The sequence below is a fragment of the Brenneria goodwinii genome (genome assembly GCF_002291445.1).
GTDB classification, from domain to species: Bacteria; Pseudomonadota; Gammaproteobacteria; order Enterobacterales; family Enterobacteriaceae; genus Brenneria; species Brenneria goodwinii.
Map to the genome: position 1 here is coordinate 4038507 of NZ_CP014137.1, position 15372 is coordinate 4053878.

Genomic DNA, 15372 nt, shown 5'->3' on the forward strand with positions numbered 1-15372 from the left:
ATTTAAAGAACAAAAAAAATACAACCCAGGGATATGTTTCAGGAGAATCCGATGAAAGTCACCTTTGAACAGTTAAGACAAGAATTTGAGCGCGTGCTGATAGCCCGTGGCGTAGAAGCAGAGACGGCATTCGCCTGTGCAACCATGTTCGCCCAGACAACGGAGTCCGGCGTTTATTCCCACGGCGTGAACCGTTTCCCACGGTTTATTCAGCAGTTGGAAAATGGCGACATTATCCCGGAGGCCAAGGCGACAAGGGTACAGGCGCTGGGAGCGATAGAACAGTGGGACGCTCATCGCTCCATCGGTAACTTGACGGCAAAGCAGATGATGGACCGCGCCATTGAGCTCGCAGACAAACACGGCATCGGTTTGATTGCGCTGCGTAATGCCAATCACTGGATGCGCGGCGGCAGCTACGGCTGGCAAGCGGCGGAAAAAGGCTACATCGGCATCTGCTGGACAAATTCCATTGCGGTGATGCCGCCGTGGGGCGCCAAAGAATGCCGCATCGGCACCAACCCTTTAATCGTGGCGATTCCGGGCAGTCCCATCACGATGGTGGACATGTCCATGTCGATGTTTTCTTACGGTATGCTGGAGGTGAATCGTCTTGCCGGGAAACAGCTGCCCGTTGACGGCGGTTTTGATGACGACGGCAACCTGACCCGCGAACCGGGCATCGTAGAAAAAAACCGCCGCATCCTGCCCATGGGTTACTGGAAAGGTTCTGGTTTATCCATTGTGCTGGATATGATCGCTACCCTGTTGTCTGACGGCGCTTCGGTTGCCGAAGTCACTGAGGACAATACGGATGAATACGGTATCTCTCAAATCTTCATTGCCATTGAGGTGGATAAGCTGATTGACGGCGACAGCCGGGATGCCAAGTTGCAGCGCATTGTCGATTATGTAAAAAGCGCCGAACGCGCCGATCCCGATGTCGCCATCCGGCTGCCCGGCCATGAATTCACGCAACTGCTGGCAGATAACCGCCGCAACGGCATCACGGTTGATGACAGCGTTTGGCAAAGAATCCGCTCACTTTAACAGAGAGGAGCCGTCTGATGATCAGCGGACACATTACTCATGACAATCCTTGCGCGCTGCCGCAAGCGATCCAGCGCGGTCTTGAATTCCTGCGCACAACCGATTTTAGCCAGCTACCAACCGGCGTAGTAGAAATCGACGGCCGAAAAATTTACGCACAAATTCTGGATCTGGAAACACAGCCGAAAGAAAATAACCATCCCGAGGTCCATCGTCGTTATATTGATATTCAGTTTCTGGCCAGGGGTGAAGAAATTATTGGTTTTGCCGCCGACACAGGTAACAACGTCATTGCTGAATCATTATTAGAGGAACGGGATATTATTTTCTATCATGACATGGAAAATGAATCGCCGTTAACAATGACACCCGGTAGCTATGCAATATTCTTTCCACAGGATGTACATCGACCGGCCTGTATTTATCATCAGCCGGCAATGATAAGAAAAATTGTAGTTAAGGTTGCGCTGACGGAAATAAATTAATTTATCTAAACGTCTATTCCTGCCGGCAAGATTAGCTCAGTCGGTTAAAAAATGGAAAAGGCTCTGAATTCCATATCGGTGATATGATAATCCCGAAAAAAATGGAGTAAAAAATGTCTGACAAAGAAATCGCCTTTATTGTCGGCGCCTATCCGTGCGCGCCCAGTTTCCACCAGAAAGATGAAGCGATGGAAATAGAGTTCTGGCGTAAATTATCCGATATTCCACATATTCGTGGTATTGAACAACCCTGCCTGACCGACCTACACCCCTATGGCGATGACTTTCTGTTTAAACATTTGCCGCAAAAATGGGAAATAGTCGTGACCGGCGTGATGGAAACGATGCGTCGCCGCGCCCAGACACCCGCGTTTGGTCTGGCATCGGAAGATGAAGACCAGCGTCAGGCCAGCCTGAATTACTATCGCCACGTACTGGATAAAATCAATCAGACCAACGATCGCTTCGGCGCAAAAAAAGTGATCGCCCTTGAGCTACAGGCCGCGCCATTAGCCAAATCAACCGATGTCACCGCCGCCGCTGCCTGTTTCCAGCGTTCGCTACAGGAGTTGCTAAGCTGGGACTGGCCCTGCGAAATCATCATTGAGCACTGCGATGCCATGAATGGCATCCAGCCGCGCAAAGGTTTTCTGCCGCTGAACGAGGAACTACAGGTTTTAACCACCGTTAATCCGCAGGCTAAAACACGCGTGGGAATCGCCATCAACTGGGCGCGTTCGGTGATAGAAACGCAGAGCACTGCTACGCCGTTCGAACATGTACAACAAAGTCAGCAAGCGGGTTTGCTCAAAGCGCTGATGTTCTCTGGTACTACGCGCAACGGTCCTTATGGCGAATGGCAGGATTTACACGCGCCTTTTGCGCCATTCCCGAATGCCAAAGCCGGCTGTCAGGCGTCTTTAATGACCGTTGAGGCCGCCGGGGAGTTATTCCGACAGGCGCCGTTATCCAGCTTAAGTTTCGCCGGCATAAAACTGCTGGAGATCGATCCGTCCGCCGATGTACAACACCGTATCGCCATTATTGAAGACGGAATTAATGCATTATTAAAAGCCCAGCCTGACTCATAAAATTTTAATGTAATAAAAAGATAAAAATAATTAACGAGCGATAATTTAATAAATTATTCATTCATCTGCCGACGGCCAGTTTCACAGAGTGCCCTTTCTGCATAGCAGAAAGAAAGATTCTTCACATTATTGTGAAAGATATTTTAATAATAATGATTAAGGCATGACGTAAAATGAACATAGACTCAAGTACCCTACAAACGAATATTCCCAAAGAACGTTGGCTGAGGATTATCCCGCCAATCCTGATCACATGTATTATCTCTTATATGGATCGCGTGAATATCGCGTTCGCCATGCCGGGCGGTATGGATGATGAATTGGGAATTACCGCATCGATGGCAGGTCTGGCGGGCGGTATTTTCTTCATTGGTTATTTATTCCTGCAGGTTCCCGGCGGAAAAATCGCCGTACACGGCAGCGGCAAAAAATTTATCGGCTGGTCGCTGGTAGCCTGGGCGATTATTTCCATCCTGACTGGCCTGGTAACCAACCAATACCAGTTATTGGCATTACGCTTCGCGCTTGGCGTTGCCGAAGGCGGGATGTTGCCCGTGGTTCTGACCATGATCAGCAACTGGTTTCCCGATGAAGAGCGGGGACGAGCCAATGCCATCGTCATTATGTTCGTTCCGATTGCCGGGATGATAACTGCCCCGCTGTCCGGCTGGATCATCGCCGTTATGGACTGGCGCTGGCTATTTATCATCGAAGGATTGCTATCGGCTTTTGTGCTGATTTTATGGGCATTCACCATTAGCGATCGCCCTCAGGCAGCACGTTGGATATCGGACGCGGAAAAAAACTGGCTGATTGATACTTTGGACAGAGAACAACGCGCGATTGCCGGAAAAGCCGTGAAAAACGCCTCGCTCTCCGCGGTCTTGTCCGATCGCACCATGTGGCAACTCATTGCGCTCAACTTCTTCTACCAAACCGGCATTTATGGCTACACCCTGTGGCTGCCCACCATTCTGAAAGAACTCACCAACACCGGCATGGAAAAAGTCGGGATGCTGGCCATCCTGCCTTTCGTCGGCGCCATGCTGGGCATGTACATCGTTTCACTGCTGTCTGACCGGACAGGCAAACGCAAGCTGTTCGTTTTCCTGCCGTTATCCGGTTTTGCGATTTGCATGTTCCTGTCCGTGACGCTACAGCAGCATATCTGGTGGTCTTATGCCGCCCTGGTGGGTTGCGGAGTCTTCCTGCAAGCCGCCGCCGGTGTGTTCTGGACGATTCCCGCCAAACTGTTCAGCGCTGAAATGGCAGGCGGCGCACGCGGCGTGATCAATGCTCTCGGTAATCTTGGCGGATTCTGCGGTCCTTACGCCGTCGGCCTGCTGATCACCTATTACAACAAAGACGCGGGCGTTTATTGCCTGTCAATCTCACTGGCTATCGCCGCCATCCTGGCACTGCTTCTGCCTGGGAAATGCGACCAACTGCCGGTGTCCCGCCCCCAATTACAAACGAAACGAACCACATTCTAAGTAATTAATCGCGTGGCTGCGGCGTATTGCGGCCACCAGCAAAGGTGACAAAGATGGAATATTGGTTAGGTATCGACTGTGGCGGCACTTACCTAAAGGCCGGGATCTACGATAGCCAAGGGCGGGAACAGGGAATTAGCCGCCAGCCGTTGCCGGTTATCAGCGATCATCCCGGCTGGGCCGAACGCGATATGGACCAGTTATGGACAGCCTGCGTAGAAACGATCGCCGCTGTTTTGCAGCGGTGCCGGATCAACGGTCATCAAATCAAGGCGATCGGCATTTCCGCTCAGGGTAAGGGATTATTCCTGCTGGATAAACAGCACAGGCCATTGGGCCGGGGCATCTTATCCTCCGACCGCCGGGCGATGGATATCGTCCACGACTGGCAGCATGACCACATACCGCAGCATCTTTATCCCCTTACGCGACAAACTTTGTGGACCGGTCATCCCGTTTCTCTGCTCCGCTGGGTTAAACAGCATCAGCCGGAACGCTACCGGCAGATTGGCTCCGTCATGATGGCGCATGACTACTTACGCTTCCGCCTGACCGGCCGGCGGGGCTGCGAAGAAACCAACATTTCCGAATCCAATCTCTATCACATGGATAAAGGCGCTTATGCGCCGGAGCTAGCCGATCTGCTTGGCATTGGCGAAATCACTCCCGCCCTGCCGCCTATTGTCGGCTCTGCACAGGTATGCGGTGAGGTCACCTCGCAGGTGGCCGCGCTCACCGGTCTGGCGGCGGAAACGCCGGTCGTCGGCGGGTTGTTTGATGTGGTGTCCACCGCGTTATGCGCTGGCTTACATGATGAATCAACGTTAAACGCCGTGATGGGAACCTGGGCGGTGACCAGCGGCATCGCTACCGAAATACGGACGAATGAACCCCATCCTTATGTTTATGGACGCTATGCCGATGCCGGACGCTACATCGTTCATGAAGCCAGCCCGACCTCATCCGCTAATCTGGAATGGATAACCCGTCAGTGGGGAACGCCGGATTTTAACGAGATAAACCATGCCGTCGCCAGTCTTCCCAAAGCGGGCAGTGAGGTGATGTTCCTGCCGTTTCTCTACGGCAGCAACGCCGGGCTGGAGATGACCGCCGGATTTTACGGCTTGCAGTCTCTCCATCGTCGAGAGCATTTGCTACAGGCCGTTTATGAAGGCGTTATTTTCAGCCATATGACGCACTTGAAGCGAATGCGTGAACGTTTTCAACAGGTTGATACGCTGCGGGTCACGGGCGGCCCCGCACAATCACGGGTATGGATGCAAATCCTGGCCGACGTAAGCGGACTACCGGTTGAACTCCCCCAGGTAGAGGAAACCGGCTGTCTGGGCGCGGCGCTGGCGGCCCTGGTCGGCAGCGGCGTTTACTCCAGCTTTACCGAGGCGCAGCGCCACCTGCAGCCCGCGTCACAAATCATTGAGCCCGATCCCGTCGCGCAGCCCGCGTATCAAAAAAAATTAATTCATTATCAGTATCTTATTGAAGCATTGCAGAGTTATCACACTCGTTGTGCTTCCCTTACCCCCGCAAGGAGTGATCAATCATGAGCCGACCATTGCTGCAACTGGCACTGGATCATACGGATCTGGATGCCGCGTTATTGACCGCCGCAAAACTCAAAAAGCATGTCGATATTATCGAAGCGGGCACCATTCTCTGTATCTCAGAGGGGTTGGCCGCCGTTCGTAAGCTGCGTGAACTGTGCCCGGAACATATTATCGTGGCCGACTTAAAAGTCGCCGATGCGGGTGAGACGCTGGCAAAACAGGCTTTTTCCGCCGGGGCGAACTGGATGACCGTTATCTGCGCCGCGCCTATCGCCACCGTCGCCAGAGCACAAGATGTCGCCTCGCAATACGGCGGGGAGATCCAGATCGAGCTATTCGGACGCTGGACGCTGGATGATGCGCAAGCGTGGCGCAATCTGGGCGTAAAACAGGCGATTTATCACCGGGGACGCGATGCGCAGGCGAGCGGTCAGAACTGGAGTCAGGATGATCTGAAGACCATGTCCGCCCTGACGGAGCTGGGGATTGAGCTGTCCATTACCGGCGGGATCACGCCTGCCGACCTGCCGTTATTTAAAGATATTTCCGTACAGGCGTTTATTGCCGGGCGCGCACTCTCCGATGCCGAAAATCCGGCCGCTATCGCCACCGCATTCCACCAGCAAATAGACGCTATCTGGGGTAAACGCGCATGAGACATCACCCGCTCGGCATTTATGAAAAGGCGCTGCCTAAATCACTAAGCTGGCCGGAACGACTAGCGTTGGCCAAAAGCTGTGGTTTCGACTTTGTTGAAATGTCTGTTGATGAAACGGATGAACGTCTGTCCCGATTAACCTGGAGCACGGCGCAGCGGGCATCGTTAGTGTCGGCGATTCTGGAAAGCGGCGTGACTATTCCCTCAATGTGCCTGTCAGCCCATCGCCGGTTCCCCTTTGGCAGCCATGACGAAGCCACCCGTGAGCATGCTCAGAAAATCATGTTACAGGCGATCCAGTTGGCCCGCGATCTCGGCATCCGCACGATTCAACTGGCAGGTTACGACGTCTATTATGAACAACAGGATAGCGGCACACGGCAGCGCTTTACCGAAGGGCTGGCATGGGCGGTAGAAAAAGCCGCCGCCGCGCAGGTTATGCTGGCGGTCGAAATTATGGATACGGAATTCATGAACTCCATCTCCAAATGGAAAGAGTGGGATCGCCAGCTTTCCTCCCCCTGGTTTAGCGTCTATCCGGATATCGGCAATCTGAGCGCCTGGGGAAATAACATCCCGCAGGAATTAGCGCTGGGGATCGATCGTATCGCCGCCATTCATTTAAAAGACACCTATCCGGTAACCGCCACATCCAAAGGCCAGTTTCGCGACGTTCCTTTTGGAAAAGGCTGCGTTGACTTTGTCGGCCTATTCCAGAATTTAAAAAAGCTAAATTACCGCGGCGCATTCCTGATTGAAATGTGGACGGAAAAAGCCAGCGAACCCTTGCTGGAGATCATCAACGCCCGGAAGTGGATTGAAGACCGCATGCAGGAAGGAGGTTTCATATGTTAGAACAACTGAAACAGCAGGTATTGGAAGCCAATCTGGCGTTACCTCAACACCATCTGGTGACCTTTACCTGGGGGAATGTCAGCGCGATTGACCGTCAACAGGGGCTGGTGGTGATCAAACCCTCCGGCGTCGAATACGATGAAATGGGCATTGATGACATGGTCGTTGTCGAACTGACCAGCGGCAAGGTGGTTGAAGGAAATAAAAAACCGTCATCCGATACCGCTACTCATTTAGCCCTTTATCAACGTTTTGACGGTATCGGCGGCATCGTGCATACCCATTCGCGGCACGCCACCATCTGGTCGCAGGCCGGGCTGGATCTCCCCGCCTGGGGAACGACGCATGCCGACTATTTTTACGGTTCAATTCCCTGCACACGCCTCATGACCGAACGGGAAATTGCCGGACAATATGAACGGGCAACCGGTGATGTGATTATCGAAACCTTCGTGAATCGCGGCATCGATCCTCTCCAGGTGCCGGCAGTGCTGGTAAATTCCCATGGGCCTTTCGCCTGGGGTAAAAGCGCCGCCGACGCGGTACACAATGCGGTTGTGCTGGAAGAGTGCGCCTATATGGGGATTTTCGCGCGCCAGCTTATGCCGGGGCTCCGCGACATGCAACCATCGCTGCTTGATAAACACTATTTACGCAAACATGGCGCTAACGCCTATTACGGTCAACATTAATTTTCCTGACGGTTTCCCCCTATCTCCACAAAGCGCGGGAAACGGCCACGTGAAGGTGGCCGTTTCTCCTGCACATTAGGCGCTCTGCGCGGCGTTTTTCCCGGCGATGCGGCCAAAGACGATACAGTCGGTCATGGCGACGCTGCCGAGCCTGACCGCGCCATGTACGCCGCCAACCGTTTCGCCGGCGGCGTACAAATGGGGAATGGGCTTCAGATCAAATCCGATCACCTGAGCATCCTGGTTTATCGCCAGCCCGCCCATGGTGTGGTGCACCCTCGGCCACAGACGCGCCGCGTAAAACGGCGGCGTGACGTTTGGCGCCGCATCCTCGAAAATCATACAGTCGAGGTCAGGATCGCGGTGCTGGCTAACGAATCCGTTCCAACGATTGACCTGTTCGACAAACGCCGCAACCGGTATATCGTACGCTTTCGCCACCTCTTCCAACGTGTCATACGCCTTTAGCGAGCCGTTCTTTAATGCGCCTTGCAACTGTCCGGGATCCACCATATTGGTGGTATTGGTCTTATCCGCCATGATAACGGCGGGATGGCCCAGTTGAATAATCGCATCGGCCCGCTCTTTACGGTTACCCGTCTCTTTAAAGAAGCGCTTCCCGGTAGCAGGATCAACCATCAGCCCATAACCGACGACGCGTTCAACGAACTGCGGGATATAGCCGAATCCCTGCTCGTCCGGGCTGGTCCAGGGGCCCAGTTGGATCCAGTCCATCTGGGTATCCAGCGCGCCTATCATGCAGGCCGCCATAATCGCCTCGCCGGTTGCCCCCGGATGATTGGTGGAAGTGAACGCCTCGGTCAGCCTGGGATCGTACATCTGTCGTAACGCCACGCCCTGCGAGAAACCGCCGGATGCCAGCACCACGCCCTTTGTGGCGCGAATGTAGGCGATATCGCCGGACGCCTCGTCCGGGAAGCGGTATCCGCGTCTGACCTCGGCGCCAATCACGCCGCCGTCCCGATCGACAATCAGCCGCAGCAGTTTGGTTCTCTGCTCAATAACCGCGCCCAGCTCTTTGGCCTTCTGCTGCTGTTTCACGATCAGGCCGGAACCTGAACGCTGCGCCAGTTGATGCGCCCGTTTCACGGAATGACCGCCGTGATAGTTGACGACGTTAAACTCCGCGCCGATGCTCTGCGCCCACTCAAGGGCTTCTACCGAATGGTCGGCCACCGTTCTGGCCAGTTCCGGATAATTGAGCCAGTTACCCGCTTTCATCATGTCCTGATACATCAGTTCCGGCGAATCCTGGATCCCCAGCTCTTTTTGCATTTTGGATCCCGCGGCGGCAAGATCCCCGCCGTTAAGCACGGAGTTCCCGCCCAGCAGCGGCATTTTGTCAATCACCAGCACGCTAGCCTTGGCGTTACGCGCCTCAATAGCGGCCGCCAGCCCGGCAAACCCGGTTCCGACAATCAGGACATCCACCGTGGTATCCCACTTCTCCGGCGCCGATGCGGGGACAGGCACCGCCTGCGCCGTCCGGGACAATGCCGCCCCTCCCAGAGCACCAATTACGATGCCGGTTGATTTTAGAAAATGACGACGACTCTTCGGATCATCTGTTGGCTTGTTACTCATTGGATTATCTCCATGTCCAGAAACCGTAAATCACAATAAAAAGCGGAAGATACTCGGGATAATGCGAACGATGAGGCAGGTGATGAATGCAAGACTAAGCACCTGTTTACATTTCAACACAAAGCATGCGGGTTAAACGTGAGTCCCTTCGCACTGTCGTTATTGGCTCAGCGCGGCGGAAGAAGCGGCGGCCACGAGGCGACGGAAACCTCGCGGCGCGAAAGGAAAGGAGAGAAGGATGGCGAATAACGCCCGGCGGTTTACTCAGCGTTGCGATAACGCAAACGCCATGTCAGCAACAGGCCGCAGATCCCCAGTATCGCCGCCGCCAGATAGATTGAAGCAATACCGGTATAGCCCATCAGCACCCCGGCGGCCGGACCAACCACCCCCAGCGAAAGATCGAGGAAAATGGTATAGGTGGCCAGCGCGCTTCCCTGGTTCTGCGGCGATACCACTTTGACCGCCACCACGCCCAGCGCCGGAAAAACCAATGAGAAACCGGCGCCCGCCAACAGCGCGCCCAATTCAGCCACAAACGGCTGCGTCGCGCTCCACACCAGCAATAAGCCGGCGATCTCCACCACAAAGCAGACCAGCGCCACGCGTAATCCGCCAAAGCGGTTAATGCTATTCGGAAACAGCAGGCGAGTCCCCACAAAGGCGCAGCTAAAAATCGTCAGCGTCAGTGCCGCGCCCTGCCAATTTCTGTCGGCGTAAAACAGCGTGATAAAGGTTGCGATCACCCCAAAACCTGCCGACGCGAAGGCGAGAATCATGCCATAGATCCAGACTCTCCCCAGCACTTCCTTAAACGGGATCTTCTTGCCCGGCGTCACCGCTACGCTCGGTCGCCGCAAAGCAAAGGCGATAGCCATTGCCGCTACCAGAATGATGACAATCGACAGCAGTTCCAGGCCGCCGATATGGCTTAGCCACACGCCCAGCGGCGCGCCGATCGCCATGGCGCCGTAGGTGGCGATGCCGTTCCACGAGATGACCCGTCCGATATAGCGCGACCCCACTATCCCCGCGCCCCATAAGGTTGCGCCGGTGCCGGCAAAACTCTGCCCGGCGCCAAGAATTAAACGCCCAATGCACAGTAGTAGTAATGCAAGGGTTGGAGAAGCATCATTCCAGGCGGCCAGAAGATAAAACACGCCGCTCAGCAAGGTGCCGGCCAACCCCAACACCACCACCTTTTTGGGGCCTTTCTCATCGGCATAGCGCCCGGCATGGGGCCGGCTCAGCAAGGTGGAAAAATATTGCAGACTAATCACCAATCCCGCCCAAAAAGCGCTGTAGCCCATGTGATCATGAACATAGCCGGGTAATACCGCGATCGGCAAACCGATGGTCAGATAGCTGGCGAAATTGAAAATAACGACGGACACAATACGTAAATTCAAACGTAATGCACCAACAGCAGATTCTGGTGGAGACGAAACAGACATGAGGCCTTTTACTCACTATCACACTAAATAATTCGAGTTGCAGGAAGGCGGCGACGCAGCGAATCCCCGGGAGCTTACACCAATAAGTGACCGGGGTGAGCGACAAATCTGCCGGGAGCAGATTTGAACGCCGCTAGCGGCGGCCCCAACGGGCGAGGCCCATGGATGGGCCGAGTAACAAAGCCAACGCACATGCGACTTGAAGTATGACGGGTATAAACGTCATTGCTTAAGGCAAAAACATTAACCACAGCTCGCATTGAAGCGTTCAAGTATAAACAAGCGTTTCCCGGCTTTCACGCTCAAATAATGCTAAAAAGTAACGGGAGTCATTATTAGTTTGTGCATTCAAAAGGATGCGAATTGGCGATAAACCAGAGAAATCGTAACGTTCTCATCTTGTTGGTTATAATTAAGCTAGCCACGCAACATCAAATCCAAGCACAGGAGAAGTTCAATGCCAGTACCGGCAGACAAAGAGCGTCACGCTCAGCCGGCCCCCACGGAAAAAAAAGAGGGCGAATCACCACAACAATCTCGAACCCTTTTAAACCGCAGCAAAAGGTGGGCGGAACGTATTCAGGCTATCCCCAGCGTGGCGCATATGATCCGTGCGGGAGAGCGTTTTAATGACCGGATGGGAAACCAGTTTGGCGCCGCGATCACCTATTTCTCCTTTTTGTCCCTGATACCCATCTTAATGGTGTCCTTTGCCGCCGTCGGTTTTGTGCTGGCTTCCAATCCGGACCTTTTGACGGAGTTGATTAACCGCATCGTCAACAGCATCAGCGATCCCAATCTGGCGAACACGCTGAAAAATACGGTGAACACCGCTATCCAGCAGCGTACGACGGTCGGGATCACCGGGTTACTCATTGCGCTGTATTCCGGCGTCAGTTGGATGGGAAATTTGCGTGAGGCGATCCGTGCGCAATCGCGCGATGTCTGGGAGCGTAACCCGCAGGATGAAGAGAAAATCTACTTTAAATACACCCGTGATTTTTTATCCCTGACCGGGCTGATGATCGCGTTGATTTTTACCCTGTTCCTGACCTCCGTTGCCGGCACCGCGCAGAATATGATCGTCAGCGCATTGGGGTTGGAGGGCATTGAATGGCTGCGTCCGGCGCTGACTCTGATTGCTTTATCGATTTCGATTCTCGCCAACTACTTACTGTTTTTATGGATCTTTTTTGTATTGCCGCGGCATAAGCCGAAACGTAAGGCGCTATTCCGGGGAACGTTACTTGCCGCCATTGGTTTTGAAGCGATTAAGTTTGCCATGACCGTCTCGCTGCCCAAGCTGGCAACCTCGCCCTCCGGCGCCGCCTTCGGTTCGGTTATCGGGCTGATGGCCTTTTTCTATTTTTTCGCCCGGCTGACGCTCTTTTGCGCCGCCTGGATTGCCACGGCGAATTATAAAGGCGATACCTCGACGGACCGTAACGAACAGCCGGACAACGCGCAGTAACGATCCAGAACAGGAAGCAAATCCGTCTTTATTGAAAGATGAAGAGGATATCGACATAGTCTCAATCGACAGTATTAATACTACAAACAGGAGCCTCTATGCCGTACGTCAATATAAAAATCACCCGTGAAGGCGCAACCGCCGAACAAAAGAAAACCCTGATCGCCGGCGTGACCCGGCTTCTTGCCGATACGCTGGGGAAAAACCCCGCCACCACCGTCGTGGTAATCGAGGAAGTGGACACCGATAACTGGGGGATCGGTGGGGAAAGCGTCACCGATCTTCGCAAAAAATAGCCGCCCGGCCCAGATCATCACCGGCAAAATGGATCGGAGCGATCTTTGTTTTCCGATCCATATCATAAAAAAATAAAACATCATTTCAACGCTATTGACTCAGCGTCTCGTTATGTTGAGACTGACGGTAATTCCTGCGTTTTACTGACTCCTTATTTTTCAAACAGGCCAGCGTTGATGACAACTAACAACATCGCCGTAATCGGCGAATGCATGATCGAACTGTCGCAAAAAGGCACGGATCTGAGCCGTGGATTTGGCGGCGATACCCTGAATACCGCCGTGTACATTGCCCGTCAGGTGCAACCCGATGCTTTGGGCGTGCATTACGTTACCGCACTCGGAACCGATAGCTTTAGTGAAGAGATGATCGCCGCATGGCAACAGGAAGGGGTACAAACCGACCTGATCCAGCGGCTGGATAATAAGCTGCCCGGTTTATATTTCATTGAAACCGACGACAGCGGCGAGCGCACATTCTACTACTGGCGCAATGACGCCGCCGCCCGCTATTGGCTTGATAACGCGGATGCAGAAAAAATCTGCCGGGAACTGGCGCATTTTGATTACCTCTATCTAAGCGGTATCAGCCTGGCGATCCTGAACGCCGAAAGCCGCCAGCGCCTTTTGGCTTTATTGCTCGCCTGCCGCGCCAATGGCGGTAAAGTTATTTTTGACAACAACTATCGCCCGCGTCTGTGGCAAAGCAAAGAAGAAACGCAACAAGCCTATACCGATATGCTGTCCTGCACCGATATCGCGTTCCTGACGTTAGATGATGAAGATATGCTGTGGGGAGCCAAACCCGTCGCCGAAGTGCTTGCGCGCACCCATGGTTTGGGCGTGACGGAAATTATCATTAAGCGCGGCGCGGATTCCTGCCTTGTTTCGCAACCGGGGCAAGAGTTGATCGATGTCCCCGCCGTGAAACTGCCGAAAGATAAAGTGGTGGACACCACCGCGGCGGGCGACTCCTTCAGCGCGGGCTATCTGGCCGTGCGCCTGAATGGCGGCAGCGCGCAGGAAGCGGCGCGGCGCGGACATCTCACCGCCAGCACGGTTATTCAATATCGCGGCGCGATTATCCCACAGGAAGCGATGCCGGTTTAAGCGCGAATACAACATCAATCAATAAAGGCAGGTCGTGGTTTACGCGCCTGCTTTTTTATATTCTCGTAACCTGTCGTAGTAAATAAAACAATTAACATAACAGACTAAGAACAATAATTATTAATTCATTGCCAGGTAATTATATAAAAATAAATTAATATTTTCACTAAGCATTATTCTTTTATTTTTCTGATAAAGAAGTTGAATATATTTATCAGACAGACATAATACGTGCCATTAGCAAAGCGCTACGACGTAGAGTGTGTAATACGGCCCGCACGGATATGCGAATTGATGAGGACATCAAAATCCACGCTCTACAAATTTAGCGATACATGCTTGTAAGAAAATTGGCTATTCATAATTTAATGGATTGAAAAGCCTTCCACAGGACAAGGAAATAATTAACCGAAGGAATTGGCTATGTATCATAGTGATTTGATAATTCGTGACATGCAGGCTGGTAAACTTATGGCGCTTCAACTTGAAAAAGCGCTTTCAGGCGTCAAGGTTCAGGTTCTTGAACAGGCCGATAAAATTGGTGATGGTGCTACCCGCTTGTTATATTACCTGTCATGTTATACCGACAATTATCAGGATATTTGCGCAAAACTGAAAGTAGAAGACATCAGATTTTTTGATGGTCTCCAGCAACTTATTAAAGATAGAAACATTATCTTAGAAATGTTCAAGGTTTATATTGAGTTACTATTTGAGAATAAAACGCCACAACAACTTGAGTATATCAAACGTTTATTGATGAAAGCCAATGTATATATTTCCACTAGTACTCTCACTAATCAGGCATTTGCGTTGGGGATAACGATGGCAATTTGTCTGGGGTTTAATGTTAGCATGCATATTCGCAGCAGGGTCGGTAGCGTATCTGGAGCGGCTGCCGGAGGCCTCGGGATTTACGGCATCATTCAGGATGCCGCAGACAGTGCCCAACGGCTACAGATGATGAGTTCCGTGTATTATCAGGCTCTGTATTTGCGAAATTTAGAAATGATGTACTTTTTAATTGAGCCCATCTTTATAAAATCCAGCGCGTTTAAAACAAATATTTTATCGGATGATGATGTAGCGAAGACCATCATTAACATGGTAAAGTGATCATGATTAACTTTCTGAAGCAGTGGTTAAAATCTCAGGCTAAATATTTTTTCTGGACCTATATTCCGATACTCCTAACGTTGATATTTGGTATGTTCATGGTTAATTATTTCCGTGATATTGCCATACTTGCCATTGGGTTATTCTATTTCGGATTGCTGGTCCTTGTTTTTTTTCTCAGTAATTAAGTCTATGTCTACTCCAACCCACTGTGGGCGGACAGACGAAACGGTTGATGTGGCAAGCCACATAATTAATATGGTGCGATAATCATGATTGATTTCTTAAAGCAATGGCTTAGAGCGCAGGCATCATTTTTCTTTTGGACATATGTTCCATTAATTATTACTGTAATTTTCGCCATGCTTATGGTTCATCATTTCCCTAGTATTGCAATTCCATTAATAGGAATATTTTTTGTTTTAATGGCG

The 15372-nt window shown here is 52.2% G+C and carries 14 protein-coding genes; 12 read left to right on the forward strand and 2 right to left on the reverse strand.

Features of this window, described 5'->3' with window-relative positions; all coding sequences use genetic code 11:
* The first annotated feature begins 51 nt into the window (after positions 1-51).
* From yiaK to araD, 8 genes are all read left to right on the forward strand, one after another.
* On the forward strand, positions 52-1050 hold the full coding sequence (yiaK, locus tag ACN28R_RS18000) for a 3-dehydro-L-gulonate 2-dehydrogenase (protein WP_048636672.1): 999 nt from the start codon (positions 52-54) through the stop codon (positions 1048-1050).
* Positions 1051-1067: 17 nt separating this feature from the next.
* Complete coding sequence (locus ACN28R_RS18005; RefSeq protein WP_048636673.1) at positions 1068-1535, forward strand: NanQ anomerase/TabA/YiaL family protein; 468 nt, start codon at positions 1068-1070, stop codon at positions 1533-1535.
* A 113-nt stretch (positions 1536-1648) separates the two neighbouring features.
* Positions 1649-2626, forward strand: coding sequence for a DUF4862 family protein (locus ACN28R_RS18010; RefSeq protein ID WP_095835104.1), 978 nt, complete (start codon positions 1649-1651; stop codon positions 2624-2626).
* Positions 2627-2799: 173 nt separating this feature from the next.
* A complete protein-coding gene (locus ACN28R_RS18015; RefSeq protein WP_095835105.1) occupies positions 2800-4119 on the forward strand; it encodes an MFS transporter in 1320 nt (439 codons plus the stop codon).
* Between the two features lie 53 nt (positions 4120-4172).
* The gene (locus ACN28R_RS18020) at positions 4173-5684 is read left to right on the forward strand and encodes an FGGY-family carbohydrate kinase (RefSeq protein WP_095835106.1); all 1512 of its coding nucleotides are present in this window, start codon (positions 4173-4175) and stop codon (positions 5682-5684) included.
* Positions 5681-6340 (forward strand): 3-keto-L-gulonate-6-phosphate decarboxylase UlaD, encoded by a 660-nt coding sequence (gene ulaD, locus ACN28R_RS18025; protein ID WP_095835107.1) that lies wholly within the window; start codon positions 5681-5683, stop codon positions 6338-6340. The genes ACN28R_RS18020 and ulaD overlap by 4 nt, the downstream gene beginning before the upstream one ends.
* The gene (locus tag ACN28R_RS18030; protein WP_095835108.1) at positions 6337-7197 is read left to right on the forward strand and encodes an L-ribulose-5-phosphate 3-epimerase; all 861 of its coding nucleotides are present in this window, start codon (positions 6337-6339) and stop codon (positions 7195-7197) included. Before ulaD ends, ACN28R_RS18030 begins: the two co-directional genes overlap by 4 nt.
* On the forward strand, positions 7191-7889 hold the full coding sequence (araD, locus tag ACN28R_RS18035) for an L-ribulose-5-phosphate 4-epimerase (RefSeq protein WP_095835109.1): 699 nt from the start codon (positions 7191-7193) through the stop codon (positions 7887-7889). The genes ACN28R_RS18030 and araD overlap by 7 nt, the downstream gene beginning before the upstream one ends.
* Positions 7890-7964: 75 nt before the next feature.
* Here the strand turns inward: araD and ACN28R_RS18040 are convergent, their stop codons facing one another.
* Together ACN28R_RS18040 and ACN28R_RS18045 are read right to left on the reverse strand one after the other, a co-directional pair.
* The gene (locus tag ACN28R_RS18040; RefSeq protein ID WP_095835110.1) at positions 7965-9494 is read right to left on the reverse strand and encodes a flavocytochrome c; all 1530 of its coding nucleotides are present in this window, start codon (positions 9492-9494) and stop codon (positions 7965-7967) included.
* A gap of 260 nt (positions 9495-9754) precedes the next feature.
* Positions 9755-10948, reverse strand: coding sequence for an MFS transporter (locus ACN28R_RS18045; RefSeq protein WP_095835111.1), 1194 nt, complete (start codon positions 10946-10948; stop codon positions 9755-9757).
* A gap of 457 nt (positions 10949-11405) precedes the next feature.
* On the opposite strand from ACN28R_RS18045, the gene yhjD reads away from it, so the two are divergent.
* The 4 genes from yhjD (at position 11406) to ACN28R_RS18065 (ending at position 14941) form a co-directional block, all read left to right on the forward strand.
* Positions 11406-12419 (forward strand): inner membrane protein YhjD, encoded by a 1014-nt coding sequence (yhjD, locus tag ACN28R_RS18050; protein WP_048636682.1) that lies wholly within the window; start codon positions 11406-11408, stop codon positions 12417-12419.
* A gap of 98 nt (positions 12420-12517) precedes the next feature.
* Complete coding sequence (locus tag ACN28R_RS18055) at positions 12518-12715, forward strand: 2-hydroxymuconate tautomerase family protein (RefSeq protein ID WP_048636683.1); 198 nt, start codon at positions 12518-12520, stop codon at positions 12713-12715.
* Positions 12716-12892: 177 nt separating this feature from the next.
* Entirely contained in the window at positions 12893-13825 is a 933-nt protein-coding gene (kdgK, locus tag ACN28R_RS18060) for a 2-dehydro-3-deoxygluconokinase (RefSeq protein WP_095835112.1), read from the forward strand.
* A gap of 423 nt (positions 13826-14248) precedes the next feature.
* Positions 14249-14941 carry a hypothetical protein gene (locus ACN28R_RS18065; protein WP_095835113.1) on the forward strand — a complete coding sequence of 231 codons (693 nt, stop codon included), beginning with the start codon at positions 14249-14251 and terminating at the stop codon, positions 14939-14941.
* Positions 14942-15372 lie beyond the last annotated feature (431 nt).

Bases quoted from the DNA above. Each gene is read 5' to 3' on its own strand.
- yiaK (WP_048636672.1), top strand. From the start codon at position 52: ATGAAAGTCACCTTTGAACAGTTAAGACAAGAATTTGAGCGCGTGCTG.
- ACN28R_RS18005 (WP_048636673.1), top strand. From the start codon at position 1,068: ATGATCAGCGGACACATTACTCATGACAATCCTTGCGCGCTGCCGCAA.
- ACN28R_RS18010 (WP_095835104.1), top strand. From the start codon at position 1,649: ATGTCTGACAAAGAAATCGCCTTTATTGTCGGCGCCTATCCGTGCGCG.
- ACN28R_RS18015 (WP_095835105.1), top strand. From the start codon at position 2,800: ATGAACATAGACTCAAGTACCCTACAAACGAATATTCCCAAAGAACGT.
- ACN28R_RS18020 (WP_095835106.1), top strand. From the start codon at position 4,173: ATGGAATATTGGTTAGGTATCGACTGTGGCGGCACTTACCTAAAGGCC.
- ulaD (WP_095835107.1), top strand. From the start codon at position 5,681: ATGAGCCGACCATTGCTGCAACTGGCACTGGATCATACGGATCTGGAT.
- ACN28R_RS18030 (WP_095835108.1), top strand. From the start codon at position 6,337: ATGAGACATCACCCGCTCGGCATTTATGAAAAGGCGCTGCCTAAATCA.
- araD (WP_095835109.1), top strand. From the start codon at position 7,191: ATGTTAGAACAACTGAAACAGCAGGTATTGGAAGCCAATCTGGCGTTA.
- ACN28R_RS18040 (WP_095835110.1), bottom strand. From the start codon at position 9,494: ATGAGTAACAAGCCAACAGATGATCCGAAGAGTCGTCGTCATTTTCTA.
- ACN28R_RS18045 (WP_095835111.1), bottom strand. From the start codon at position 10,948: ATGTCTGTTTCGTCTCCACCAGAATCTGCTGTTGGTGCATTACGTTTG.
- yhjD (WP_048636682.1), top strand. From the start codon at position 11,406: ATGCCAGTACCGGCAGACAAAGAGCGTCACGCTCAGCCGGCCCCCACG.
- ACN28R_RS18055 (WP_048636683.1), top strand. From the start codon at position 12,518: ATGCCGTACGTCAATATAAAAATCACCCGTGAAGGCGCAACCGCCGAA.
- kdgK (WP_095835112.1), top strand. From the start codon at position 12,893: ATGACAACTAACAACATCGCCGTAATCGGCGAATGCATGATCGAACTG.
- ACN28R_RS18065 (WP_095835113.1), top strand. From the start codon at position 14,249: ATGTATCATAGTGATTTGATAATTCGTGACATGCAGGCTGGTAAACTT.